This is a genomic window from [Rhizobium] kunmingense (genome assembly GCF_977018605.1).
In genome coordinates, this window is sequence record NZ_CDRNXG010000001.1 from 3,415,569 (window position 1) to 3,439,948 (window position 24,380).

Here is a 24,380-nt window from a genome sequence, read left to right on the forward strand (position 1 = left end):
CCGAGGGGTCTTTCAGACGGACCCGCTGGGGCCTATGCCGCCTTGTACAATTCGGCGAACGTCAAGCGGCGCGAGCCCGGGAACGCCGCCGCCGCCTGATCGATGACCGCGGCGATGCGATCCCGCGTGCCATGGGCTTCGCTTCGGCACCGCAGCCGATCAAGCGCGTATGCCTTGGCGAACTCGGTCGCCGTCTTAGCCCGCCTCGCAGCTTGTTCCTGCTGGAGCGCCGCGGCCTTCCGCTCATGCTCCAATCGCCATGCGGCAGCACGAGCGGCCCGCAGGCGCTGATACTCCGCCTCAAGGGGCTCCGCGTCGATTTCGGTCTGGTCCACTGCGGCCGAAAAGCCCTCTTCACCGCCATGCTCGACACGGCTAAGGAAGGTTGCCGCCAGACCGTGGCGCATCCATTTTTTCCATACGGGGGCATCGACACGGCCGACGACCTCGTCGTTATCGTGGAGCACCTGCTCGCCGTCCTCGGTCTCGGTGGTAACATTGATTCCGAGTTCCTTCGCCAGCGCTGCCGAAATGACGCAGGAGCGCGTACCAGGCATAGTCTCGACATATTCCCGCCAAAGGGCGAACATGGCCGTTTCGCCACCCGAAGCGGCAACCGCGATGTCCCATGGAGTCATGGACGTGTCGGCTTTGGTCACGTCCTTATGTCCGCCGGCGATTTCCCACGCCATCGAGCCCTTGGCCGTGTAGTTGCTGGCATCTTTGGCATCGATCGCCACCCGGACATGCCATCCGTGGCGATCGGACACCTTGCCACCCGCAGCGCGGACTTTGGCGGTGTAGGCGTTCGCGATCCAGCTTCCCGCAGCCTTAGCGCGGTCACGAACGTCGCCCGAGGTCTCACCATCCCTGGGGCCGTCAACCATGACGGAAAGGTGCTGGTGGTAATGCCACCCATTCTTGACGCTGTAGGTTACCTCTTGACCTACTACGACACCGAGAATGCCGAAGTCACGACTTGCCGCGACCCACGCGCGTCCTTTGCGCGCAGCGCTGGACGCGCCTTGAACGAGGGTCTTGATTTGCGCCAGAGTCGTATCCCGCGAATGCGATGCAGTGAGAACGACGAGCGCGGCCGCGCCGCCTCTGGCGAAAGTAGCATCTGCCGCGATCTGGACACGCTCGGCCCGTTCATGAGCCTTGCCAACCGCGCAGACGGGACAGAGCCATGGGGAGCCGCACCGATAGATGCCGGACACACCAGCGCGAATTTCTCCCGTCGCCGCAGTGCGAAGATGAATATTGACGTTGGAGGCATCATGTCCAGGCATTCCGCAGCCGACGACAGCGGGACCGCGCTTGCCCTCTTCGACGGGACGACATAGGCGTTGGATACGGGATAGAAGACTCCACCGTTTGACGGTCGATGACCCTAATGGGGTATGTACCCTGATGTCTTGGAAGGGAAGTGTAGAAGCCCCGTTCCCGCGGTGCGGAACCGTAGCTCCTCCACTTCCGAGGGCGGGGGCTTTGCCACCCGCCGTGGTGGCATCCAGCGACTCCGAGACGACCGTGCGGATACGGGTCTCGGCATCGCCATAGGGATCAATTTGGAGGTCGGAGGACTTATCGAAAAGCCTGAGGGCCGGTGCCTTTGTTTTCGGCCAAATTTGTTGACGCGGCAGGTTGCAGAAGTCCGACGTAGAGGCTGGGGTATATCCCAGCCTGGCGGTCAACTATCCGCCAAAGGGGTCTTTACTGCTGCATAGCCAAAAGGCATCATAAGAATACTTTCCTAAAGCCGCCTGAGGGTTCCAGCCCTGTGAGGGCGGCTTTTTTCATGGTCCACGCTGACAGCGCCCCCGTCAAGCGCCGATACAATGTTAAGGACCCGTAATGACTGACGCGAGGCAACAGTCTAAGGAGTCACATAAGTTGTTAACAACCGCGGAAAAAAGGCAGGTGCCCCCAGGGTGCCCCTGAAACAAAAACGCTGCACTACCCATTTCCGAATAATGCAGCGTTTTCAAATAACTAAGTGGTGCCCCCGGCAGGGTTCGAACCCGCGACCCCCTGATTACAAATCAGGTGCTCTACCAACTGAGCTACAAGGGCGACCGTGAGGTGGAGTTACCATATTTTATCCGGCTGTAAAGCAAAAACGTCGCAGGGGCGCGCAATTGTGCAGACTTATCAAGCGGGCGTGAGCCAATGCCCGTGTCGGGTGCTTGTCGTCGCGGCGGTTTTTCCTGTACCAGTGTTGCGCCAGTCGCGTTCAGCGGCCTCGTAGGCACGCCCATTCCTGAACGCCGTCATGGCTGCCCTATGCGGCGCCCTACGGCAACACCGTCAAAGGCCGCTCCTTCATGCCAACGCGCCGCGAAAAGCTTTCCTTCATCGCCTCGACGGCACCGGATGCGCAGGCGGCGCTGCAGGAGCTGACGGCGCTCTACGGCGGCTGCCCGCTCGAGGAGGCGGACGTCATCGTGGCCCTGGGCGGCGACGGCTTCATGCTGCAGACATTGCATGAGACGATAAGGTCCGGGCCGCGGGTCTACGGCATGAACCGTGGTTCGGTCGGCTTCCTGATGAATGACTACCGCACCGACGACCTGCCGGCGCGCGTCGCAACAGCCGTGGAAAACGAGTTCCACCCGCTGAAGATGACGACCACCGATGTCGACGGGGCGACGTCCGTCTCGCTGGCGATCAACGAGGTCTATCTGTTTCGCCAGTCCTACCAGGCGGCGAAGCTGAAGGTGGAGATCGACGGACATGTGCGGCTGGAAGAACTGATCTGCGACGGGGTGATGGTGGCGACGCCCGCCGGCTCGACCGCCTACAATCTTTCTGCCCACGGGCCCATACTGCCGCTCGAAGCGCCGCTTCTGGCGATGACGCCGGTTTCGGCCTATCGGCCGCGGCGCTGGCGCGGGGCGCTGCTGCCGAACAAGGTCTGCGTCGACATCAGCATCATCGAGCCGGAGAAGCGCCCGGTGAATGCGGTGGCCGACAATGCGGAGGTCAAGTCCGTGCTGCATGTGCGCATTTCGCAGGCGACCGACATGACGGCGCGCATCCTCTCCGATCCCGACCATTCCTGGTCCGACCGCATTCTTGCCGAACAGTTCAATACCGACGGCGCCTGATCCCATTGCATTAAACGCAAAAGGCCGGGTGCGAGCCCCGGCCTTTCCGTATGCGATAATCCGCTGATCAGTCGACGTCGCCGACGTCGACATCGGGCTTGCCGCTGATGCGGTGGGCCAGTGCGGCTTCCATGAACTCGTTGAGTTCGCCATCCAGAACGTCGCCCGGCGCAGTCGATTCGACGCCCGTGCGCAGGTCCTTGACCAGCTGGTAGGGCTGCAGGACGTAGGAGCGGATCTGGTGGCCCCAGCCGATATCCGTCTTCGATGCGGCTTCGGCGTTGGCGGCGTCCTCACGCTTCTTCAGTTCCGCCTCGTAGAGACGGGCACGCAGCATGTCCCAGGCCTTGGCGCGATTCTTGTGCTGCGAGCGTTCCTGCTGGCAGGCGACCACGATGCCGGTCGGGATATGGGTGATGCGTACGGCCGAATCGGTGGTGTTGACGTGCTGACCGCCGGCGCCCGACGCACGATAAGTATCGATGCGGCAGTCGCTCTCGTTGACTTCGATGTTGATCGAGTCGTCGATGACCGGATAGACCCAGACCGACGAGAAGGACGTGTGGCGACGCGCGGCGCTGTCATAGGGCGAGATGCGGACCAGGCGGTGAACACCCGATTCGGTCTTCATCCAGCCATAGGCATTGTTGCCCTTGACCAGCATTGTCGCGGACTTGATGCCGGCTTCTTCGCCGTCATGGACCTCCATGAGCTCGACCTTGAAGCCCGAACGCTCCGCCCAGCGCGTATACATGCGCAGGAGAATGTTGGCCCAGTCCTGGCTTTCGGTACCGCCGGCGCCTGAATGGATTTCGACATAGGTGTCGTTGCCATCGGCCTCGCCCGAAAGCATGGCTTCCACCTGACGGCGGGCGGCCTCGGTCTTCAATGCCTTCAGCGCGGCTTCGGCGTCCTTGACGATGTCGTCGTCGCCTTCTTCCTCGCCCATCTCGATGAGTTCGATATTGTCGGAGAGCTGCGTCTCCATCGCCCTGACGCCGGAAATTCCATCCTCAAGCTGCTGACGCTCGCGCATCAGCTTCTGGGCTTCCTGGGCATCGTTCCAGAGGTTCGGATCCTCTGCCTTGTTGTTCAACCAGTCCAGTCTTCTTACAGCCTGATCCCAGTCAAAGATGCCTCCTCAGCAGGCTTATGGCCTGCTTGATTTCGTCGACAACATTCAGCATTTCCGCGCGCATGGCGTATTCTTCTCTCTCTGTAATCTTCAGGGATTGGAGATGGGTTGGGACATAGTTGCGCCGGACGCGGATGTAAAGACCGCGCCCGGCGTCAGACTGTTCCCGAAATCGGTGTCAGTAGAGACCTGATGCCCCCGAGGTGATGGCCTGCTGGGCCTGCGGGGAGGAATCGAGGATCTGGTCCTGGGTCATGTATTCGCCCTCGCCGATGACCTGGAAGACATCCGCCGGGCCGGTGCCGGGCTTGAAGGCCTCGGTGATCGTGTCGGGTTCGCCGTCGAAGGCCATCATGCCGGTCTTGCGGTTGACGGCGATGAACTGCATGCCGTCCGGCACCTGAAACTTTTCGGCCGGCATGCGCTTGGCCGCCTCTTCCAGAAACGCGCCGAAGATGGGGGCGGCCAGACCGCCGCCCGTCGCGCGGTTACCGAGCGGAGCCGGCGTGTCGAAACCGATATAGAGACCGGCCACGAGGTTCGGCGTGAAGCCGACAAACCAGGTGTCCTTTGCATCATTGGTGGTACCGGTCTTGCCGGCAACCGAACGATCCTTGACCGGGATCTTGCCGGCAGCGCTGCCGCGCTGGACAACGCCTTCCATCATCGAGGTGATCTGGTAGGCCGTCATCGGGTCGAGAACCTGTTCGCGGTTGTCGACGAGCACCGGTTCTTCCTGATTGGCCCACTGGCTGGCATTGCAGGCCTCGCAGGCGCGTTCCTCATGGCGGAAAATGGTCTTGCCGTAACGGTCCTGAATGCGGTCGATGATGGTCGGCTTGATCTGCTTGCCGCCGTTGGCGATGACGGCATAGGCCGAAACCATGCGCATGACGGTTGTCTCGCCCGAGCCGAGCGACATCGGCAGGTAAGGCGCCATCTTGTCATAGATGCCGAAACGCTCGGCATATTCGGCGACGACTTCCATGCCCATGTCCTGGGCCAGGCGAACGGTCATCTGGTTGCGCGAGCGTTCGATGCCGGTTCGCAGCGTCGCGGGGCCGGTGCCGTCTTCCTCGCCATAGTTGGACGGGCGCCAGACCTGATTGCCGGAAACGACCTCGATCGGCGCGTCGAGCACGACGGAGGCCGGCGTGTAGCCCATGTCGAGCGCCGCCGCATAAACGAAAGGCTTGAAGGACGAGCCCGGCTGACGCATCGCCTGGGTGGCGCGGTTGAACTCCGACTGCGAATAGGAAAAGCCGCCGGCCATGGCGAGAACGCGGCCGGTATTCGGGTCCATGGCGACGAAACCGCCCTGAACCTTGGGCGGCTGACGCAGGCGGTAGGCATTGCCGTTTTCGCCAAGCGACTCGACATAGATGACATCGCCCGACTTCAAGACACCTTCGGGGCTTCTTGCCGCGCGGCGCTCGCCCTCGGCGTCACGATAGGCCCATTCCATGTCCTTGGCGGCGATCGTACCGGTCTTGCGGTCAGGCTCGGTCTTGCTGCCGTTTGCCGGCTCGAGACCGATCTCGACTTCGCTTGCGGAAACATTGAGAACGACTGCAAGCGACCATTCCGGTACGTCGCGCAACTTCGGCACCTTGTTGTCGGCGATCAGGGTGGCCAGCGCGACCGCCCAATCCGGCGAGGTGTCGATCGTTGCCGCCGCACCGTGGTAGCCGCGACGCTGGTCGTAATCGACCAGTCCGTTCTGCAACGCGCGGCGGGCGAAGACCTGGAGTTCCGGGTCCAGCGAGGTACGCACCGACAGGCCACCTTCGTAAAGCGCCTTGTCGCCGTAGCGGCTGATGATCTGGCGGCGGACTTCCTCGGAGAAATATTCGGACGCGGCGACGGTGCCGGAACCGCGGCGCAACTGCACGCCGAGCGGCTTTGTCTTGGCGTCGTCGGCATCTACCTGGGTGATGTAGCCGTTTTCGGCCATCCGATCGATGACCCAGTTGCGGCGCTCGAGAGCTGCCTGCTCGTGGCGGAACGGATGATAGTTGTTGGGGCCCTTGGGCAGAGCGGCCAGATAGGCCGCTTCCGCCGTCGTCAACTCCGTCACCGACTTGTCGAAATAGGTGAGCGCGGCGCCGGCGATGCCATAGGAATTGAGGCCGAAGAAGATCTCGTTCAGATAGAGTTCGAGGATCTTGTCCTTCGAATAGGCCTGTTCGATGCGGAAGGAGAGGATCGCTTCCTTGACCTTGCGGTCCATCGTCTGGTCGGCGGAAAGAAGGAAGTTCTTGGCGACCTGCTGGGTGATGGTCGAGGCGCCCTCGGGGCGACGGCCGGAACCGATGTTCTGCAGGTTGTTGACGACCGCACGGGCAAGGCCGATCGGATCGACGCCGGGGTGGTTGTAGAAATTCTTGTCTTCGGCGGAGAGGAAGGCAGCCTTGACGCGATCCGGGATCGCCTGAATGGGCAGGAACAGACGCCGTTCACGGGCATATTCCGACATCAGCGCGCCGTTGCCGGCGTGAACGCGGGTGGCAACCGGCGGCTCGTAGGAGGCCAGCACTTCGTAATCGGGAAGATCCTTGGTCATGCCGACGAGGTAGACGGCGACGGCTGCGGCGACGCACAGAAACAGCACGCAGCCCAATCCAAAGAAATATCCAATCAGTCTGATCATATCCGAGCTACCGTTAGCTTTCTTTCGGCGCGAAACGCACCATCGCATGCCTTGAGGCCTTTTGCACGACAGTCACAGCAGTGCAAGTGAGGCCGGATCAACTCTGTGAAACCTGAGGCCGCGTCAAATCCATACCGCGACCTGCCCTTCGAATGTGAGGAAAGTAGGGCTTTTCACAAGTATTTCCGTACCTTCGATACCGATTTTCCGGATCGGACAAGCGGTGTTGTATGGATGCCACTGCCCCTCGCCCGCCCGGACGCTTCAACCGCCGTTGGCAGTCGAGCGCTTGCGGTAGCGATCGACTGCATCGGCCACCAGATCCGAAACCTTGGTTCGCCACGCCTCATCGAGCAGAAGCTTTTCGTCCTCGACATTGGACAGGAAGCCGAGCTCCAGAAGGACCGACGGGATATCCGGCGCCCGAAGGACCTGGAAATTGGCCTGCCGATGGGGATTGTTGATCAGCCCCACCTGTCCCTCGAAGGATTTTACCACGTTTTCCGCAAGTGCCACCGAGAAGGCCTGCGTCTCGCGGCGGGTCAGGTCGAGCAGAATGTCGGCAACCTCCGGCGGCCCTTCCGAGATGCTGTAGCCGGCCAACTGGTCGGAGAGGTTTTCGCGCACCGCCAGGTTTTCCGCCATACGGTCGGAGGCGCGGTCGGAGAGCGTATAGATGGTGGCGCCGCGGATATCCCGCTGCGACAGCGTATCGGCATGCAGCGAGATGAAGAGATCGGCATGCCGTTGACGGCCGATGGTGACGCGCTCGGAAAGGGACAGGAACGTGTCATCCTCGCGCGTCAGGAAAGCCTTCACGCCGTCGATCTTGTTCAGGCGGGCTGCGAGCAGCCTTGCGAAGTCCAGCGTCACCGTCTTTTCAGGTGTCTTTGTGGCCGCGCCGCTTGCGCCGGCATCGATACCGCCATGGCCCGCGTCGACCGCAACGGAAAAGACGCCATCCTCAACGACCGGGCCGACATCCTGCGGCGGTACCGCCGCCGATGTGCTCCAGTCCTGATCCTTGAGCATCGCGGCGAATTGTTCTCTCGTGGTCATCTCTGCATCGAGGACGAGGCGAAAGCCCCTCTCCTCGTTCTTCTGCACCTCGGCCATGACCAGCTTCACCGGCCGCTCGGTGGTGAAGACCATACGGGCGCTGTCGGCATCCATCGTGCCGTAGCGAATATCCTTGAACAGACCGCGCGCCGAAAGGTCCGCCGCCGGAAAGCCGAAGGCGGTGGCCGACAGGTCGACGATGATGCGCTCGGGGCTACCTATATAGTGAATGGTGAAATCCGGCTTCTGCTCGAAATCGATGACGACGCGCGTGCGCGCCGCATCGCCCGCCACCCTGGCTGCAAACGCCAGGACCGGCTTCTGGGACGCCTGCGACGGCGCCGTCGATGCAACGAGGAGGACGGCTGAGGCCGCCATGACGCAGAAGGCGATTCGCCGGACGCATCCGGCGAGGCCGAAGCCAGTCGCCGCACTGATGGTTAGCACCCTATCCAACTTCAAGCCGCATCCCGCCTTTTCATATTCGCCGCCAAACCCGCCACGTCCACGAAACGCCCGCATTTCAGGCATTTCTTTCCGAGAGCCTCGAATCGGACGTTGGCACCCCACTTTCGATAAGGCCGCTAAATCCATCGACAATATGGCGGATACGGCTTTTCCCTTGCTATTGTGACAGATAAACCATACAACACCAGACAGGTTAGAAGGTTGACGGGATAGTCTGCCGAAGGGCTGCCAGCCGCCAAAATGGACTGGCGCCAGGTACCGGCAAACATCAGCCGTCGCAACTCTTTAGCCCTTGTTTAGTCGATCACTCCGGCCGCGGCCGGAACAATGCCGGGTGGTACGCCACCCACCGCTCGCACGGAGCACCCCATCGGACCCGCAAGGGTCCAGTTATCGTCATTCTCGTTTGGTCCTTATGTTGCGGCAAATTTTCAAGATAGCGGAGAGAAGAAGGAAGCCCTTAGCTTCACCGCCTTTCCGCTTGCCGTATTCCCTTGACCCTGCGGGATCATCATCATCCGGCGCCATGACCGTTATGCATTACGAGCCTGTCTTCGCGGCAGGCTTTCGTGCATTTGCCCGGCTGCGCCGAGGAGCAGAATCCTTATGGCAGACAAAATGCTTATCGACGCGTCTCACGAAGAGGAGACGCGGGTAGTCGTCGTACGCGGCAACCGCATCGAAGAATTCGACTTTGAATCGCAGCACAAGAAGCAGATACGCGGCAATATCTACCTGGCAAAAGTGACGCGTGTAGAGCCGTCGCTGCAGGCAGCCTTCGTCGACTACGGTGGCAATCGCCACGGCTTCCTGGCATTTGCCGAAATCCATCCCGACTACTACCAGATCCCGCTCGCAGACCGTCAGGCGCTGATGCAGCAGGAAGCGGAAGACCAGCGCAAGATCGCCGAAGCCGAATCGGCAGATCCGGTCGTCGACCTCGCCAACGAAGACCAGCCGGATGTCGGCATCGTCGCGGCCGACGCCGCGGAAGCCGCAACCGTGGAAACGCCTGCGGATGCGCCGGCTGCCGAGCCTGAAAAGAAGGCAAAGCCGAAGCGGACCCGCGCACGCAAGAAGGCCGTCGAGGCTGCACCGGAAGAGGCCTCGGCCGAAGCCGAAGCCGCCACTGTCGAGACGTCGTCCAGCGATGACGACAGCACGCCGGAATCGATGGCTGCGATGATCGAGACCGACTCGATCTCCGAGGATGTCGATTCCCGCCGTCGCAACGACGACAACGATGATGACGACGACGATCATCACGAGAAGGAAGAAATCGAATCCGTCGGCGCCGAAGACGCGATGGAAGAGGTTCCGGACCGCGTGCAGCGCAAGCCGCGCAAGCAGTACCGCATCCAGGAAGTGATCAAGCGCCGGCAGATCCTGCTCGTGCAGGTCGCCAAGGAAGAACGCGGCAACAAGGGCGCTGCCCTGACCACCTATCTGTCGCTTGCCGGCCGTTACTCGGTGTTGATGCCGAACACGGCGCGTGGCGGCGGCATTTCCCGCAAGATCACCCAGCCGCAGGATCGTAAGCGCCTCAAGGAAATCGCCCGCGAGCTGGACGTGCCGCAGGGCATGGGCGTCATCCTGCGCACCGCCGGCGCCAACCGTACCCGCGTCGAAGTCAAGCGCGACTTCGAATACCTGATGCGTCTTTGGGAAAACGTCCGCACGCTGACGCTGCAGTCGACGGCTCCCTGCCTCGTCTATGAGGAAGGCTCGCTGATCAAGCGTTCGATCCGCGACCTGTACAACAAGGATATCGGCGAGATCATCGTGTCCGGCGAAGACGGCTATCGTGAAGCGAAAGACTTCATGAAGATGCTGATGCCGAGCCATGCCAAGGTGGTTCAGCCCTATCGCGACCTGCACCCGATCTTCTCGCGCTCCGGCATCGAGGCGCAGCTTGACCGCATGCTGCAGCCGCAGGTGACACTGAAGTCCGGCGGCTACCTGATCATCAACCAGACCGAAGCTCTGGTTGCCGTCGACGTCAACTCCGGTCGTTCGACCCGCGAGCACTCGATCGAGGACACCGCGCTTCAGACGAACCTCGAAGCGGCCGAAGAAGTCGCCCGCCAGCTGCGCCTGCGCGACCTTGCCGGCCTGATCGTCATCGACTTCATCGACATGGAAGAAAAGCGCAACAACCGCGCCGTCGAGAAGAAGCTGAAGGATTGCCTGAAGAACGACCGCGCCCGCATCCAGGTCGGCCGCATCTCGCATTTCGGCCTGCTGGAAATGTCGCGCCAGCGCATCCGCGCCTCGGTTCTGGAATCGACGACGCAGATCTGCTCGCATTGCGGTGGCACCGGTCACGTCCGTTCGCAGTCCTCCGTTGCCCTGCATGTGCTGCGCGGCATCGAGGAATACCTGCTCAAGAACACCACGCATGACATTACCGTGCGCACCACGCCGGACATCGCGCTGTTCCTGCTCAACCACAAGCGCCAGACCGTGGTCGACTATGAGAACCGATTCGGCGTCTCGATCTTCATCGAGTCGGACGGCAATGTCGGCGCGACCCATTTTGCCATCGACCGCGGCGAAGCCGTCGAAAACCCGGTCAAGATCGAAAGCCTGATGCAGTTTGCAGCCCTTCCGGTCGAAGAGGACGACGATGTCGTCATCGAGATGGATGAGGAAGAGGACGAGGAAATCGTCACGGCCGAGCCCGCCGCCAAGGCAGAACGGGCCGAAGCGGACGCCGACGATCAGAATGGTCGCAAGCGCAAGCGCCGCCGCCGCCGCCGTAACCGTAACGGTGAACGCAATGGCGATGCCCAGGCGCAGGGCGCGGAGGACGATTCCATCTCCGAAGACGCCGATGAGGGCGACGACGAGGCAGAGGACGATGCCGCAGTGGCCTCGACCAAGGTCGAAACCGCGGACGATTCAGAAACGGACGAGAACGGTCGCCGCAAGCGCCGTCGCCGTGGCAAGCGTGGCGGTCGCCGCAATCGCAATGGCGAAGAGGGTGTAGAGGCCAGCGCCGAAGGCGAAGAAGGTGACGGCGAGGAAGCATCGGAACAGGGCGAAAGCGCCGCCGAAATGACCCAGGCGGAAGTGCCCCAGGCCCCAGCCGAAGTCGTCGCCGAACCTGCCCCGGTTGAAGCGGTCGTCGAAACCGTTGCCGTCGAAATTGCAGCTGAGGACGCACCGGTCGCCAAGCCGAAGCGCGCCCGCCGCAGCAAGAAGGCGATCGAGGCGGAAGCAGCAGCCGCGGCGGCTGCAGAAGCAGAGGCCACCGCTGAGGTTGCTGTCCCTGAAGTTACCCCTGCCCCGGCTATCGAGCCGGTCGTGGAACAGGCCGTTGCCGCCACTCCGGCGGCAGAGCCGAAGGTGGAAGCACCGGTTGCCGAAGACGCAGCCGTTGAGGGCGACGATGGCAAGCCGGTACGCGCCAACCGCGCCTCCAACATCTCGTCCTCCGCCGAAGCGGTGGTGAAAAGCTCGGAGCCGACGGCTGCGCCGGAAGGCGACAGCGACCCGTCCAAGCCGAAAAAGGCCGGCTGGTGGCAGCGCCGCGGCTTCTTCTGAGCCGATTGACAGTTCAAACCGAAAATGGCCGCTGATGCGGCCATTTTCTTTTTTCGGGCTTTTCGCGGTGGTCGTTCCATCCATAGGTCGGCTGACAAGATGATTCCGGAAAACCATCCAACCGCATGATCCGAAACGCTTATTCTCCGTCTCCCAGGTTTTCGTCCACATAGAAGTGAAGCCTTGGCCCTGCCGCATTGCGGATTTTCTGTTTCGTGGCAGGCCAGAGTGGCTTAGCGTTCGCACCAACCATATTTACGGCAGCCCGGATTCGCGGTCGCCAGCCATGAAGAGGATTTTCATGACCCGCCTGTTCAAGATCTTTGCCGCCGGCACCGCCCTGACGCTGGCGCTCGGCGCCGCCGTGCCGGCGCTCGCACTGGACGACGCACAGAAGAAGGAATTCGGCGCGTTCATTCGCGAATACCTGATCGAGAACCCGGAGGTGATGATCGAGGTGCAGAACGCGCTGGAGGCCAAGCAGCAGGCGCAGCGCACCAGCCAGTCGACCCAGGCGGTCGCCTCATACAAGGATGCGATCTTCTCATCGGCAAACGACGTGGTTCTCGGCAATCCGAAGGGCGATGTCACCGTCGTCGAGTTCTTCGATTACAATTGCGGCTACTGCAAGCGCGCCATGGGCGACATGGACGAGATGCTCGCCAAGGACAAGAACATCCGTTTCGTGTTGAAGGAATTCCCTATCCTCGGACCCGACTCCCTGGCAGCCCACAAGGTTGCCGACGCCGTGCGCATTCTGGCACCGGAAAAATACCCCGAGTTCCACCGCGAACTTCTGGTCGGGCAGGAACACGCATCCGAGGCGACCGCGATCGCCGTTGCAGGTGAGCTTGGCGTCGAAGAGGCTGCGATCCGCAAGACGATGACGGAAAAGCCGAATGACGATATCGTCCGCGAGGCCTACCAGCTGGCCAATGCCATCGGCATTACCGGTACACCGACCTATATCGTCGGCGACGAAGCCGTGTTCGGCGCGGTCGGTCAGGCTCAGATAGAGGAAAAGGTCGGCAACGTGCGCGCCTGCGGCAAGGCAAGCTGCTGACTTCGCGACCGAACACCCCAAATGAGTTCGCCAATCGACGGCGGCATTAACTCCATCAGTGGACCAGCGGCGTTTCGGCGCGGCGGGGGCTTTCCCTTGCAGTGATGGCGGTCTATAGGTGGCCGCTGAATTCGGATGGAACATAAGATCGGTATGAGCAAGACGGTTTTCGTCCTCAACGGCCCCAACCTCAACATGCTCGGCAAAAGAGAGCCAGGCATCTATGGCGGGCAGACGCTTGACGATGTGAAGCAGCAATGCCTGTCGGCAGGCCGCGAGCTTGGTTTCGATGTCGATTTTCGACAGAGCAACCACGAGGGCACGCTTATCGACTGGATTCACGAAGCCGGCGACAAGGCCGTCGGCGTCGCAATCAATGCCGGTGCCTACACGCATACCTCGATCGCGCTGCATGATGCGATCAAGGCCGTATCGGTACCGGTCATCGAGCTGCACATCTCGAATGTTCATGCACGGGAAGAGTTTCGTCATCACTCGATGATCGCGCCGGCGGCCAAGGGCGTCATCTGCGGCTTCGGCACGACGAGCTACATTCTCGCGCTGCATGCCTTGAAATACACAATTGCCTGACAAGATAGAAGACAACAGTAGGGTTAGCCATGTCTGAGAAGAAGAACGGAATCGACAAGGGATTGATCCGCGACCTCGCGAACATCCTCAACGAAACCGACCTCACCGAGATCGAAGTCGAGCAGGACGATCTGCGCATCCGCGTTTCGCGCCAGTCTGCAACGCAGTATGTCCAGGCGCCTATGGCCGCCGCTCCGGCTGCCGTCGCCGCACCTGCTGCAGCCGCTCCGGCCGCCGCAGCGCCTGTCGCCGCCGCTGATAACAAGAACGCCGTGACCGCACCGATGGTCGGCACCGCCTACCTCGCGCCGGCTCCGGGCGCCAAGGCATTCATCGAAGTCGGCGCAACGGTCAAGGAAGGCCAGACGCTGCTGATCATCGAAGCCATGAAGACCATGAACCAGATCCCGGCACCGCGCTCCGGCAAGGTCACCGAGATCCTGATCAGCGATTCGCAGCCAGTCGAATACGGCCAGCCACTCGTCATCGTCGAATAAGGCCAGTCCATGATTTCCAAGATCCTCATAGCCAATCGCGGTGAAATCGCGTTGCGCGTGCTGAGAGCCGCCAAGGAACTCGGCATTGCAACCGTCGCCGTGCATTCCACGGCCGATGCGGACGCCATGCATGTCCGTCTCGCCGACGAAAGCGTTTGCATCGGACCGCCGCCGTCGCGCGAGAGCTATCTCAACATCCACCAGATCGTGGCTGCCTGCGAGATCACCGGCGCGGATGCCGTGCATCCAGGCTACGGCTTCCTTTCGGAAAACGCCAAGTTCGCGGAAATCCTGGAAGCTCACGGCATCACCTTCATCGGCCCGACTGCCGAACACATCCGGCTGATGGGCGACAAGATCACCGCCAAGCAGACGGCGATGGAACTCGGCATTCCGGTCGTACCGGGTTCCGAGGGCGAAGTGACGCCTGAAAACGCCATGGAAATCGCCAAGGAGATCGGCTTCCCGGTCCTCATCAAGGCGACCGCCGGTGGCGGTGGACGCGGCATGAAGGTCGCCAAGACCGAAGCCGATCTGGACGAAGCCGTCAACACCGCCCGCACCGAGGCGCTCGCCGCTTTCGGCAACGGCGCTGTCTACATGGAAAAATACCTCGGCAAGCCGCGGCACATCGAAATCCAGGTCGTCGGCGACGGTGAAGGCAACGCTATCCATCTGGGAGAACGCGACTGCTCGCTGCAGCGCCGTCACCAGAAGGTATGGGAAGAGGCCAACTCCCCGGCTCTGACCGTCGAACAGCGCATGGAGATCGGCCAGATCTGCGCCGATGCCATGAAGAAGATGAAGTATCGCGGTGCCGGTACGGTCGAGTTCCTCTACGAAAACGGCGAGTTCTATTTCATCGAAATGAACACCCGCCTGCAGGTGGAGCACCCGATCACCGAGGCGATCACCAATATCGACCTGGTGCACGAGCAGATCCGCGTCGCGGCCGGCGACGGCCTGTCCGTCACCCAGGACGAGATCACCTTCTCGGGCCATGCAATCGAGTGCCGCATCAACGCGGAAGATGCGCGGACCTTCGTTCCCTCGCCGGGCACGATCACGCATTTCCACGTTCCGGGCGGTCTCGGCGTTCGCGTCGATTCAGGCGCCTATGCCGGCTACAAGATCCCGCCCTATTATGACAGCCTCATCGGCAAGCTGATCGTGCATGGTCGCTCGCGCGAAGAATGCATGATGCGTCTGCGCCGCGTTCTCGACGAATTCGTCGTCGACGGTATCAAGACGACGCTGCCGCTGTTCCGGGATCTCGTCGACAACCCGGATATCGCCAAGGGTGACTACGACATCCACTGGCTGGAAAAATATCTGGCCGAGACCAAGTAAGACCGACTATGATGAAGCGCCCGGAGCACATGCTGCCGGGCGTTTCTCTGTCTCGCCCTCTTCGCCTCCCTAAGACTGGCAAGGGGCTATACGGATATCAAATCATTCGCATCGATTTGCTTTTAGCCGCTTTCGGCTTGGGCCTTCGTTGCTGCAAGGAGCGAAATGGCAGGTCGGCGCGGCAGATATTACCCGGCAATCACCCCGGATGTTCTGTTGCGCGCCTATTCGATAGGCCTGTTTCCGATGGCCGAGGCGGCCGACGATCCGGAAATATTCTGGGTCGAACCGGAAATGCGAGGCGTCATTCCGCTCGACGATTTTCACATCTCCAAAAGCCTTTCCAAGACGATTCGAAAGGCCCCTTTCGACATCCGCTTCGACAGCGCTTTCGAAGCCGTGATGGGCATGTGCGCGGAAGCGGCGCCCGATCGGCCGAGCACCTGGATCAATGCGACGATCCGTAGACTCTATGCGGAACTGCACGCGATGGGGCATGCGCACAGCGTCGAGGCCTGGGAAGGCGACGAGCTGGTCGGCGGGCTTTACGGCGTCTCCCTGGGGGCGGCGTTTTTCGGCGAGAGCATGTTCTCGCGCCGCACCGATGCATCGAAGATCTGCCTCGTGCATCTGGTCGAGCGTCTGAATGGCAACGACTTCCGGCTGCTCGACACGCAGTTCACCACCGACCATCTGAAGACGTTCGGGGCGATCGATATTCCCAAGGATGATTATCTGGTTCTACTGAGGGCCGCCGTGGACTGCCCTCACCTGCCGTTCTGATCTGCCGCCTGAACCAAGCGGAATCAGTTCGTCGCGTTCGACGGCGACGGGACATCGGACTGCTGCTTGCAGCCGGTCAGCCAGACGTCATAGATCGGATGCTCCACGGCATTGAGGCCGGGGCTGTCTGCGAACATCCAGCCGGAGAAGATGCGGCGGATCTTGCGGTCGAGCGTGATCTCGTCGACCTCGACGAAGCTGTCGATCTTCTGCGCTTCGGTCTCGTCACGCGAGTAACAGACCTTCGGCGTCACCTGAAGCGCACCATATTGGACCGTCTCGTTGACATAGACGTCGAAGGTGGTGATGCGGCCGGTGATCTTGTCGATGCCGGCAAAGACGGCGACAGGGTTTTCAAGACGGGCAGCGGACGCATTTCCGACGGTCAGAAGCGAACCCAGCGACAGCAGGCCGCCGATCAGCAATGTACGTGAAAAAAACGTCGTCTTCGTCATTCTCTATCCCGTCCCGGAAAATGGCCCTGAAATTCCGAGCGCACCCTGCCGAGGGTTAGAATTGGATTGTGGCCAAAACAGGTGGGATGGCGCAGAACGCCATCCTTGGCCAGGTGTCATGCGTGGGAGATCAGTTTCCAGGCGTCCAGGCGTCATAGTCGCCGGTGACGCGGGCGCGCTCGCCGGCGGCCGCCATGGAACCCTGCGGGCGATAGGCAAGTGCCGAGCCGGTCAGGTTTTCCTTGTGCGGCTTCTGCCATTCGCGGGCCGTATAGGCTTCCTGAGACGGCGGAGTGTCGGTGCGGTAGTGCATCCAGCCGTGCCAGCCCGGAGGAATGGCGGAAGCCTCTGCGTAACCCTTGTAGATGACCCAGCGCTTCGGCTTGCCCCACGAGGTCATCGGACCTTCGTAATAGACATTGCCCATCTCGTCTTCGCCGACCTTCTTGCCGTGGCGCCAAGTGAAGAAACGCGTCCCCATCGTCTGACCGTTCCACCAGGTAAATATCTGCAGCAGAAGTTCTTTCATGGGGTCATTTCCGTCAATTTGACACGTCAAGGGCCGACATACGGTTGCTCTGCTTATGACGCCTCGCGTCCGGCATGTCCAGTGATTCCGAAATGGGTAAAGCCTATTTGAGCTTCATCTTGAAGCCCGCATGGCTTCTGGCGAAGCCCAGGCGCTCGTAGAAGCGATGGGCGTCCTCGCGGGATATGTTGGAGGTGAGCTGGACCAGCCGGCAGTCGCGCCGTTTCGCCTCTTCCATCGCATAGGCCATCATCGCAGCCCCTATGCCGCGGCTACGCATGTCCGGCCTCGTCTGCACCGCCTCGATGATCATCGACAGCGATCCACGCCCCGTTAGAGTACGGTTGAAGAGGATCTGGAACGTGCCGACGATCTCGCCATCCAGCTCAGCGACGAACAGCTGCTCGTTGCCGGAAGCCATGATCATGTGGAAGGCGCGCAGATAATCCTCGTAGGCTTCAGGATCGGTCGTATCGCCATGGTCGCCGACATTGTCGGCGGCGAAGATCGCGATCAGGGCGGAGAGATCCTCCTCATGCGCCCTACGGATAATCATTTCGCTCATCGACGTCCTCCCCTCGTCTGCGCTCAGCGCCGTTATTGCTGCGCCAGCCGCTTTTCCATGATGACGGCGGGCAAGCCGGAATTCGGCGCGCCCCACTCTTCCATACGGTCCGCCTCGGAAAAGCCGAGACGCTCATAGAAGGACATGGCGCGGACATTCGGCAGGGCAACCTCGACGCGCATGATTTCCGCATCCGGGAAGCATGTTTCCATCTCGGCGAACAGGTCGCGGCCGATGCCCTCATTCTGGCAGGAGGGCCGCACGTAGAGCTGATGCAGCATCACGGTCTTGGCCATTTTCGGATAGACGGCGGCATAGGCGACGCCGCCGAGCTTGCGGCCGTCATCGGCGACCAGAAACTCGCCGTCGCGCTTGCCGATGCGCGAGCGGATCGCATTCGCCGAATGCCAGCCGCTCACCATCTTCGCCACCTCGACCGCTCCATAGAACGGATCGTAGGCGGCGTGAAAGGTTTCAGACAGAAGGGCGCGGATCTTCTCCACGTCCTCTTCGCCGGCTGTTCTGACGAAGAACAAGGCTTATTCCTCGATGCCGAGCTTGGCCTTTACCAGCGCCTGGACGGCCTGCGGGTTGGCCTTGCCGCCGGTCGACTTCATCACCTGACCGACGAACCAGCCGGCAAGCGTCGGCTTGGCCTTGACCTTCTCGACCTGATCCGGGTTGACGGCGATGATCTCGTCGACGGCCTTCTCGATGGCGCCGGTATCGGTCACCTGCTTCATGCCGCGGGCCTCGACGATCTCCGCCGGATCGCCACCTTCGGCGAGCACGATCTCGAACAGGTCCTTGGCGATCTTGCCGGAGATGGTCTCGGCCTTGATCAGGTCGATGATGCCGCCCAGCTGGGCGGGAGAAACCGGAGTCTCTTCAATGTCTTTGCCGAGTTTGTTCAAGGCGCCCAGCAGGTCGTTGATGACCCAGTTGGCCGCCGTCTTGCCGTCACGGCCTTCGGCAACGGCTTCGAAATAGTCGGCAATCGCCTTCTCCGACACGAGAACCGAGGCGTCATAAATCGACAGGCCAAGTTCAGAAACGAAACGCGCCTTCTTGTCATCCGGCAGTTCGGTCAGGTCGGCGCGCAGGGCCTCGATGAAGGCATCGTCGAATTCCAGCGGCAGCAGGTCCGGATCGGGGAAGTAGCGATAGTCATGCGCGTCTTCCTTGGAGCGCATCGAGCGGGTTTCGCCCTTGCCCGGATCGAAGAGGCGGGTTTCCTGGTCGATGGAACCGCCATCTTCGAGAATGGCGATCTGCCGGCGCGCCTCGTATTCGATCGCCTGGCCGATGAAACGGATCGAGTTGACGTTCTTGATCTCGCAGCGCGTGCCGAAGGCCGCGCCCGGGCGGCGGACGGAGACGTTGACGTCGGCGCGCATAGAACCTTCGTCCATGTTGCCGTCGCAGGTGCCGAGATAGCGCACGATCGAGCGCAGCTTCGTCATATAGGCCTTGGCCTCATCCGACGAGCGCATGTCGGGCTTCGACACGATTTCCATCAGCGCCACGCCCGAACGGTTTAGGTCGACATAGGACATGGTCGGATGCTGGTCGTGCATCGACTTGCCGGCGTCCTGCTCGAGGTGCAGGCGCTCGATGCCGATCTCGATATCCTCGAACTGGCCCTGGCGATCCGGACCGAGCGAGATGACGATCTGGCCTTCGCCGACGATCGGGTCCTTGAACTGCGAGATCTGGTAGCCCTGCGGCAGGTCGGGATAGAAATAGTTCTTGCGGTCGAAGATCGAGCGCTTGTTGATCTGGGCCTTGAGGCCGAGACCGGTGCGCACAGCCTGGGCGACGCATTCTTCGTTGATGACCGGCAGCATTCCCGGCATGGCGGCATCGACGAGCGACACGTTGCCGTTGGCCGGCTTGCCGAATTCGGTCGAGGCGCCGGAGAAGAGTTTCGAATTGGAGAGGACCTGCGCGTGAACCTCCATGCCGATGATCACTTCCCAGTCGCCGGTGGCGCCGGGAATGAAGCGTTTCGGATCAGGGGTACGGACGTCGACTAGGGTCATCTTAATGCTCGTCTCTTGGTCTCTGTGGTGAGTTCTGGAGGTAGAGCAAATGACGGCATGGCGCAAGCATGTGCCACGCGCCCGCCGAAAAACAGCAGGGTAGATCACAGCAGGTTCTTAATCACGGGATGCGATAACGGGATCATGCAACTCGAAGCGCCGCAAACACTCTTTCTGATCTACCTTCTCGCCAACGTCGTGGTCTTCTGCGTCTACTGGTGGGACAAGCAAGCGGCGATCGAGGGCGCATGGCGGATCAGCGAGAATACGCTGCTGACGCTCGCCCTTCTGGGCGGCAGCCTCGGCGCGGTGGTCGCGCAGCAGAGCCTGCGGCACAAGACCCGCAAAGAGCCGTTCAGAACGGTGCTTATGACGATCGTCGGGCTTCACATCGCCCTCGCCTGCTTCTGGGCATTTGCGCCAGCCGGTACAGTCGGGCGTATGGTGGACATATCACGGCAGCCCTAGAATTCCAGGCCGTAACCTTCGGTAGGCGCCTCGACGAGTGCCTTGGACAGGCCAACGGATTGAACATCGCGATCGATCTTGGGTGAATAGGCAACCGAAAGCCAGTGAATCCGGTAACCGCTCGTTTCAAAGAAGCCGATCGCATCGCTGTTCTGGGCGTGGGTTTCGATACGCGCGGCCTCGAAACCCTGGCGCAGGATTTCCGCTTCGACCTCGTCGAGAAGCACCCGCCCCAGCCCCTGCCGCTGGTATGGCGGATCTATCCAGAAGTCGGAAATCAGTTCGTCGAGATGCTCGCGCGCCGCCCAGCCGGCGAGATAGCCGCCTGTTTCGACGACCGTGATCGTCAGCCATGAGGACCGGGCAAAATTGAGGAAGGCTTCGCGGGCGCTGTCGCGCATGCCGCTCATCTCGCCGATCGTCTCCATCGCCTTTTCCCAGGCACGGAAGCCGATCTCGGCCAAAACATCCACATCGTCTTCGCGGGCGTTACGGGTCGTGGCCATGCTTTCCCCTGTTATGGGGATCAGTAGAGCATTGAGTCTGGGCATTTGACCAGAGGGAGAGCCGAATATGCGCAGCTTATACGTGAGATCGGGAGAGAAACTGTAGACGGCTACAAACAAAATCGCCGACCACAGAGTGATCGGCGACCGTCATTTTGCGAATTCAAATCCCGATTACCACCACTTGGCCGGCGTGAACTTGCCGGCGGCCTGTTCGATGACATGGGCGGTGCGGAAGAGCGTTTCTTCCTCGAACGGCTTGCCGATCAGCTGCAGGCCGAGCGGCAGGCCCTTCTTGTCGAGGCCGGCCGGCACCGCGATGCCCGGAAGGCCCGCCATGTTGACCGTCACGGTGAAGATGTCGTTCAGGTACATGGCGACCGGATCGGCGGCGAGGTTTTCATCCGCGATGCCAAATGCCGACGAAGGGGTGGCCGGCGTCAGGATCGCATCGACACCGGCGTGGAAGGCCAGCTCGAAGTCGCGCTTGATCAGCGTGCGGACCTTCTGCGCCTGCAGGTAATAGGCGTCGTAGTAACCGGCAGACAGAACATAGGTGCCGATCATGATACGGCGCTTGACCTCGGTGCCGAAGCCGGCGGCGCGGGTCTTTTCGTACATGTCGACGATATCCTTGCCGTCGACGCGCAGGCCGTAGCGTACGCCGTCATAACGGGCAAGATTGGAAGAAGCTTCCGCAGGCGCCACGATGTAATAGGCCGGCAGGGCGTATTTGGTGTGCGGCAGGGTGATGTCGACGATCTCGGCACCGGCGTCCTTCAGATAGGCGATGCCCTTCTGCCAGAGCGCCTCGACGTCTTCCGGCATGCCGTCGACGCGATATTCCTTCGGAATGCCGATCTTCATGCCCTTGACCGACTGGCCGAGGGCTGCCTCGTAATCGGGGATCGGAAGATCGACAGAGGTGGTGTCCTTCCTGTCGACGGAGGCCATCGATTTCAGCATGATCGCGGCATCGCGCACGTCACGGGCGATCGGGCCTGCCTGGTCGAGCGAGGATGCGAAGGCGACCGTGCCCCAGCGCGAGCAGCGGCCGTAGGTCGGCTTGATGCCGACGGTGCCGGTGAAGGCGGCTGGCTGGCGGATCGATCCACCGGTATCGGTGGCGGTTGCGCCGGCGCAGAGATGGGCAGCAACGGCTGCGGCCGAACCGCCGGACGAGCCGCCCGGAACGAGCTGCTGATTGGAGCCTTCGGCCTTCCACGGGTTGATGACCGGACCGTAGAAGGAGGTCTCGTTCGACGAGCCCATGGCGAATTCGTCCATGTTCAGCTTGCCGAGCATGACGGCGCCATCGTCCCAGAGGTTCTGGGTGACGGTCGATTCGTATTTCGGCTTGAAGCCGTCGAGAATGTGGGAGCAAGCCTGGGTGTGCACGCCTTCGGTGGCGAACAGGTCCTTGATGCCGAGCGGAATGCCTTCCAGCGCACCGACTTTGCCGGCCGCACGGCGCTCGTCGGAAGCCTTCGCCATTTCCATCGCCTTTTCCGGCGTGGTGGTGACGTAGGCGTTGAACGTGCCGTTGAAGGCGTCGATCGCGTCGACATAGGCCTTGGTCAGTTCGACCGAGGTGATTTCCTTGGAGGCGAGCTTTTCGCGGGCTTCGGCAATGGTGAGGCTGGTGAGTTCGGTCATGGTCTCTTTACGAATGTTCGAATGCGTGGAGAGGGTCGGAAGCGCTTGGACGGGAAGCGGCTTATTCGACGACCTTCGGCACCAGGAAGAAATTGCGGTCGGTCACAGGCGCGTTGGCGACGATATCGTCAGCCTTGTCGCCATCGGTTACGGCGTCTGCGCGCTTGCGCATCTCCATGGGCGTGACCGAGGTCATCGGCTCGACGCCGGTCACATCGACTTCGGAAAGCTGCTCGACGAAGTCGATGATGCCATTCAGCTCGCCGACCATACGATTGGCCTCGTCTTCCGAGACGGCAATGCGGGCAAGGCGTGCAACGCGCTTGACGGTGGCGAGATCGACGGACATGGCTCAACTCCGGGCAATAAAAATCTAACTCGCTATAATGGCCATGCCCGCCCTTCGCAACGGGGGAATGTCAGAAGGCTTCAGTTGACGCTGTTGTCTTGAGCAGAGCATCGCCAAGCAGCGCTTCAAGCAGGCCATCGATACCGTCCACCAGCCTGAATTCCTTTTGTCGGATCAAACGGTGTCCGTCACGCAGTGCCTTGACACCATTGGCATCACCTTTGGTGTGTTTAGCCGTTTTCATATGGCTTACGTCAGGCAATGCGTGGCCAGGTGGATTTCCAAACCATCGAAACGCCTCAATATTCAGGTCGTCATCGACAATTATCCACACCACGCAGCCACTTGGCTTCACCGCCAATCGACGATTTACATTTATCTCGACGCGTCTTCCGCCAGAGCGGCTGACCTTCAATTGTATGTGACGGGTAATTTGACCGCGCGTCAGAACGAGATCATAGCCGCCCGCGTCGAACTCGCTCTTTAGTATTTCTGCGTCGACAATGTCCCTTTGCCACAGGCGTTTCAGCAACTCGCCGGCGAAAAGATGTTCGATAATGTTCTCTCTAAGCGTCGAATGGAGAGAGTGCTTTGCAATGTCTTCCATAACGTTCTCCAAGACCGATGCCCCAAAGGCATCCGGTCTTGGCTACTATGCCGTCAAGAAGTCGTCGAGCTTCAGTAGCTGAGCGTCGCGCCCACCGCCGGCGGCTCGACGCGGGTGCGGCTGCCTTCCATGCCCTTGACGAACTTTTCCGGCGTCTGCTCGATGATCGGGAACGTGCCGTAATGGCAGGGGATGGCGTGCTTGAAATCGAAGAAGCGCTGGCAGGCCAAAGCCGCCACCGCCCCGCCCATGGTGAAGCGGTCGCCGACCGGCACGATACCGATATCCGGCTGGTGCAGTTCGTTGATCAGTCCCATGTCGGTGAAGATGTCGGTATCGCCCATGTGCAGCACGGACATTTCATCGTCGAAATGCAGCATCAGGCCGTTGGCGGAGCCGAGCGAATGGGCAATGCCCATTTCATCGACCTGACCGGAGGAATGCAGCGCCTGGGTGAAGGTGGCGGTAAAGCCATCGAAGGCAACGGTGCCGCCGGTATTGCCCATCTCGATCTTGTCGACGCCCTTGGTGCCGAGCCATGCGGCAAGGTCGGCGTTGGCGAGCACCGTGGCGCCCTTGTCCTTGGCGATCTGAACCGTGTCGCCGACATGATCGCCATGGCCGTGGGTCAGGAGAATATGCGTGACGCCCTCTGTGACGTCCTTAAGCGCCAGACCAGCGTCGGCAAAAGGCTGGTTATAATTGAGGAAGGGGTCGATCAAGATTGTTGCCTTGGCGGTCTCGAGACGGAACGCGGCGTGGCCGAGCCAGGTGATCTTCATGGGAGAACGTCCTCCGAATTACGGTAAAATGTGGGGGAACAAGACCAAATCGAAATTTGATAGAATGGAAAGGTCGGAACGGAGGTTCCGACGCGACGAAAGGAGGTGAGACGATTGAAAATCCGGGTACGGTGACTGTGAAGTTCTTTGGTTACAGCCTGAGCTTCAT

At 61.1% G+C, this 24,380-nt stretch carries 22 protein-coding genes and 1 tRNA gene; 8 read left to right on the plus strand and 15 right to left on the minus strand.

The window, feature by feature from the left end:
* Positions 1–32 precede the first annotated feature (32 nt).
* Together AC0JZ4_RS16590 and AC0JZ4_RS16595 are read right to left on the minus strand one after the other, a co-directional pair.
* Positions 33–1,292 (minus strand): hypothetical protein, encoded by a 1,260-nt coding sequence (locus tag AC0JZ4_RS16590; protein WP_471887427.1) that lies wholly within the window; start codon positions 1,290–1,292, stop codon positions 33–35.
* Between the two features lie 708 nt (positions 1,293–2,000).
* Positions 2,001–2,076: transfer RNA gene (locus AC0JZ4_RS16595), tRNA-Thr, on the minus strand.
* A 251-nt stretch (positions 2,077–2,327) separates the two neighbouring features.
* On the opposite strand from AC0JZ4_RS16595, the gene AC0JZ4_RS16600 reads away from it, so the two are divergent.
* Positions 2,328–3,110: an NAD kinase gene (locus AC0JZ4_RS16600; RefSeq protein WP_471887428.1), complete on the plus strand. Its 783-nt coding sequence runs from the start codon at positions 2,328–2,330 to the stop codon at positions 3,108–3,110.
* 67 nt (positions 3,111–3,177) lie between these two features.
* On the opposite strand, the gene prfB is transcribed toward AC0JZ4_RS16600, so the two are convergent.
* The 3 genes from prfB to AC0JZ4_RS16615 form a co-directional block, all read right to left on the minus strand.
* A protein-coding gene (gene prfB / locus AC0JZ4_RS16605) for a peptide chain release factor 2 (protein WP_471887429.1) occupies positions 3,178–4,309 on the minus strand; the annotation gives its coding sequence in 2 pieces (ribosomal slippage) (positions 3,178–4,239 and positions 4,241–4,309; 1,131 coding nt in all).
* 114 nt (positions 4,310–4,423) lie between these two features.
* A complete protein-coding gene (locus tag AC0JZ4_RS16610) occupies positions 4,424–6,895 on the minus strand; it encodes a penicillin-binding protein 1A (protein ID WP_471887430.1) in 2,472 nt (823 codons plus the stop codon).
* A 264-nt stretch (positions 6,896–7,159) separates the two neighbouring features.
* Entirely contained in the window at positions 7,160–8,332 is a 1,173-nt protein-coding gene (locus AC0JZ4_RS16615) for an N-acetylmuramoyl-L-alanine amidase (protein WP_471887918.1), read from the minus strand.
* A gap of 696 nt (positions 8,333–9,028) precedes the next feature.
* Between AC0JZ4_RS16615 and AC0JZ4_RS16620 the strand changes: the two genes are divergently transcribed.
* From AC0JZ4_RS16620 to aat, 6 genes are all read left to right on the plus strand, one after another.
* A complete protein-coding gene (locus tag AC0JZ4_RS16620; protein WP_471887431.1) occupies positions 9,029–11,968 on the plus strand; it encodes an Rne/Rng family ribonuclease in 2,940 nt (979 codons plus the stop codon).
* A gap of 301 nt (positions 11,969–12,269) precedes the next feature.
* Positions 12,270–13,031, plus strand: coding sequence for a DsbA family protein (locus AC0JZ4_RS16625; protein WP_471887432.1), 762 nt, complete (start codon positions 12,270–12,272; stop codon positions 13,029–13,031).
* Positions 13,032–13,184: 153 nt separating this feature from the next.
* On the plus strand, positions 13,185–13,622 hold the full coding sequence (gene aroQ, locus AC0JZ4_RS16630; RefSeq protein WP_471887433.1) for a type II 3-dehydroquinate dehydratase: 438 nt from the start codon (positions 13,185–13,187) through the stop codon (positions 13,620–13,622).
* 29 nt (positions 13,623–13,651) lie between these two features.
* Positions 13,652–14,119, plus strand: coding sequence for an acetyl-CoA carboxylase biotin carboxyl carrier protein (accB, locus tag AC0JZ4_RS16635; RefSeq protein WP_471887434.1), 468 nt, complete (start codon positions 13,652–13,654; stop codon positions 14,117–14,119).
* 9 nt (positions 14,120–14,128) lie between these two features.
* Positions 14,129–15,469 carry an acetyl-CoA carboxylase biotin carboxylase subunit gene (accC, locus tag AC0JZ4_RS16640; RefSeq protein WP_471887435.1) on the plus strand — a complete coding sequence of 447 codons (1,341 nt, stop codon included), beginning with the start codon at positions 14,129–14,131 and terminating at the stop codon, positions 15,467–15,469.
* Between the two features lie 165 nt (positions 15,470–15,634).
* Positions 15,635–16,252: a leucyl/phenylalanyl-tRNA--protein transferase gene (gene aat, locus AC0JZ4_RS16645; RefSeq protein ID WP_471887436.1), complete on the plus strand. Its 618-nt coding sequence runs from the start codon at positions 15,635–15,637 to the stop codon at positions 16,250–16,252.
* A gap of 23 nt (positions 16,253–16,275) precedes the next feature.
* Here aat and AC0JZ4_RS16650 read toward each other — a convergent pair whose 3' ends face one another.
* The 5 genes from AC0JZ4_RS16650 to gatB all read right to left on the minus strand — a co-directional run bounded on the left by AC0JZ4_RS16650 (position 16,276) and on the right by gatB (position 19,843).
* Positions 16,276–16,707: a DUF2155 domain-containing protein gene (locus AC0JZ4_RS16650; protein WP_471887437.1), complete on the minus strand. Its 432-nt coding sequence runs from the start codon at positions 16,705–16,707 to the stop codon at positions 16,276–16,278.
* Between the two features lie 130 nt (positions 16,708–16,837).
* The gene (locus tag AC0JZ4_RS16655) at positions 16,838–17,236 is read right to left on the minus strand and encodes an NADH:ubiquinone oxidoreductase subunit NDUFA12 (protein ID WP_471887438.1); all 399 of its coding nucleotides are present in this window, start codon (positions 17,234–17,236) and stop codon (positions 16,838–16,840) included.
* 103 nt (positions 17,237–17,339) lie between these two features.
* A complete protein-coding gene (locus AC0JZ4_RS16660; RefSeq protein ID WP_471887439.1) occupies positions 17,340–17,801 on the minus strand; it encodes a GNAT family N-acetyltransferase in 462 nt (153 codons plus the stop codon).
* A gap of 32 nt (positions 17,802–17,833) precedes the next feature.
* Positions 17,834–18,337 (minus strand): GNAT family N-acetyltransferase, encoded by a 504-nt coding sequence (locus tag AC0JZ4_RS16665; protein ID WP_471887440.1) that lies wholly within the window; start codon positions 18,335–18,337, stop codon positions 17,834–17,836.
* Positions 18,338–18,340: 3 nt separating this feature from the next.
* Complete coding sequence (gatB, locus tag AC0JZ4_RS16670) at positions 18,341–19,843, minus strand: Asp-tRNA(Asn)/Glu-tRNA(Gln) amidotransferase subunit GatB (RefSeq protein ID WP_471887441.1); 1,503 nt, start codon at positions 19,841–19,843, stop codon at positions 18,341–18,343.
* Positions 19,844–19,987: 144 nt separating this feature from the next.
* On the opposite strand from gatB, the gene AC0JZ4_RS16675 reads away from it, so the two are divergent.
* Positions 19,988–20,311, plus strand: coding sequence for a DUF1294 domain-containing protein (locus AC0JZ4_RS16675; protein ID WP_471887442.1), 324 nt, complete (start codon positions 19,988–19,990; stop codon positions 20,309–20,311).
* Here the strand turns inward: AC0JZ4_RS16675 and AC0JZ4_RS16680 are convergent.
* The 5 genes from AC0JZ4_RS16680 to AC0JZ4_RS16700 form a co-directional block, all read right to left on the minus strand.
* Positions 20,308–20,817, minus strand: a complete 510-nt coding sequence (locus AC0JZ4_RS16680; protein WP_471887443.1) for a GNAT family N-acetyltransferase — start codon at positions 20,815–20,817, stop codon at positions 20,308–20,310. The two genes, AC0JZ4_RS16675 and AC0JZ4_RS16680, sit on opposite strands and share 4 nt — an antisense overlap.
* A gap of 174 nt (positions 20,818–20,991) precedes the next feature.
* Positions 20,992–22,473, minus strand: coding sequence for an Asp-tRNA(Asn)/Glu-tRNA(Gln) amidotransferase subunit GatA (gatA, locus tag AC0JZ4_RS16685; protein ID WP_471887444.1), 1,482 nt, complete (start codon positions 22,471–22,473; stop codon positions 20,992–20,994).
* Positions 22,474–22,534: 61 nt separating this feature from the next.
* Positions 22,535–22,822 carry an Asp-tRNA(Asn)/Glu-tRNA(Gln) amidotransferase subunit GatC gene (gene gatC, locus AC0JZ4_RS16690; protein WP_471887445.1) on the minus strand — a complete coding sequence of 96 codons (288 nt, stop codon included), beginning with the start codon at positions 22,820–22,822 and terminating at the stop codon, positions 22,535–22,537.
* Positions 22,823–22,892: 70 nt separating this feature from the next.
* On the minus strand, positions 22,893–23,429 hold the full coding sequence (locus tag AC0JZ4_RS16695; RefSeq protein WP_471887446.1) for a hypothetical protein: 537 nt from the start codon (positions 23,427–23,429) through the stop codon (positions 22,893–22,895).
* A gap of 71 nt (positions 23,430–23,500) precedes the next feature.
* Positions 23,501–24,211, minus strand: a complete 711-nt coding sequence (locus tag AC0JZ4_RS16700; protein WP_471887447.1) for a metal-dependent hydrolase — start codon at positions 24,209–24,211, stop codon at positions 23,501–23,503.
* Positions 24,212–24,380: the final 169 nt, after the last annotated feature.

Bases quoted from the DNA above. Each gene is read 5' to 3' on its own strand.
- AC0JZ4_RS16675 (WP_471887442.1), top strand. From the start codon at position 19,988: ATGCAACTCGAAGCGCCGCAAACACTCTTTCTGATCTACCTTCTCGCC.
- AC0JZ4_RS16695 (WP_471887446.1), bottom strand. From the start codon at position 23,429: ATGGAAGACATTGCAAAGCACTCTCTCCATTCGACGCTTAGAGAGAAC.
- gatB (WP_471887441.1), bottom strand. From the start codon at position 19,843: ATGACCCTAGTCGACGTCCGTACCCCTGATCCGAAACGCTTCATTCCC.
- AC0JZ4_RS16590 (WP_471887427.1), bottom strand. From the start codon at position 1,292: ATGCCTGGACATGATGCCTCCAACGTCAATATTCATCTTCGCACTGCG.
- gatC (WP_471887445.1), bottom strand. From the start codon at position 22,822: ATGTCCGTCGATCTCGCCACCGTCAAGCGCGTTGCACGCCTTGCCCGC.
- AC0JZ4_RS16600 (WP_471887428.1), top strand. From the start codon at position 2,328: ATGCCAACGCGCCGCGAAAAGCTTTCCTTCATCGCCTCGACGGCACCG.
- AC0JZ4_RS16615 (WP_471887918.1), bottom strand. From the start codon at position 8,332: ATGGCGGCCTCAGCCGTCCTCCTCGTTGCATCGACGGCGCCGTCGCAG.
- aroQ (WP_471887433.1), top strand. From the start codon at position 13,185: ATGAGCAAGACGGTTTTCGTCCTCAACGGCCCCAACCTCAACATGCTC.
- aat (WP_471887436.1), top strand. From the start codon at position 15,635: ATGGCAGGTCGGCGCGGCAGATATTACCCGGCAATCACCCCGGATGTT.
- accC (WP_471887435.1), top strand. From the start codon at position 14,129: ATGATTTCCAAGATCCTCATAGCCAATCGCGGTGAAATCGCGTTGCGC.
- AC0JZ4_RS16700 (WP_471887447.1), bottom strand. From the start codon at position 24,211: ATGAAGATCACCTGGCTCGGCCACGCCGCGTTCCGTCTCGAGACCGCC.
- AC0JZ4_RS16650 (WP_471887437.1), bottom strand. From the start codon at position 16,707: ATGACGAAGACGACGTTTTTTTCACGTACATTGCTGATCGGCGGCCTG.
- AC0JZ4_RS16680 (WP_471887443.1), bottom strand. From the start codon at position 20,817: ATGGCCACGACCCGTAACGCCCGCGAAGACGATGTGGATGTTTTGGCC.
- AC0JZ4_RS16655 (WP_471887438.1), bottom strand. From the start codon at position 17,236: ATGAAAGAACTTCTGCTGCAGATATTTACCTGGTGGAACGGTCAGACG.
- gatA (WP_471887444.1), bottom strand. From the start codon at position 22,473: ATGACCGAACTCACCAGCCTCACCATTGCCGAAGCCCGCGAAAAGCTC.
- accB (WP_471887434.1), top strand. From the start codon at position 13,652: ATGTCTGAGAAGAAGAACGGAATCGACAAGGGATTGATCCGCGACCTC.
- AC0JZ4_RS16660 (WP_471887439.1), bottom strand. From the start codon at position 17,801: ATGAGCGAAATGATTATCCGTAGGGCGCATGAGGAGGATCTCTCCGCC.
- AC0JZ4_RS16625 (WP_471887432.1), top strand. From the start codon at position 12,270: ATGACCCGCCTGTTCAAGATCTTTGCCGCCGGCACCGCCCTGACGCTG.
- AC0JZ4_RS16610 (WP_471887430.1), bottom strand. From the start codon at position 6,895: ATGATCAGACTGATTGGATATTTCTTTGGATTGGGCTGCGTGCTGTTT.
- AC0JZ4_RS16620 (WP_471887431.1), top strand. From the start codon at position 9,029: ATGGCAGACAAAATGCTTATCGACGCGTCTCACGAAGAGGAGACGCGG.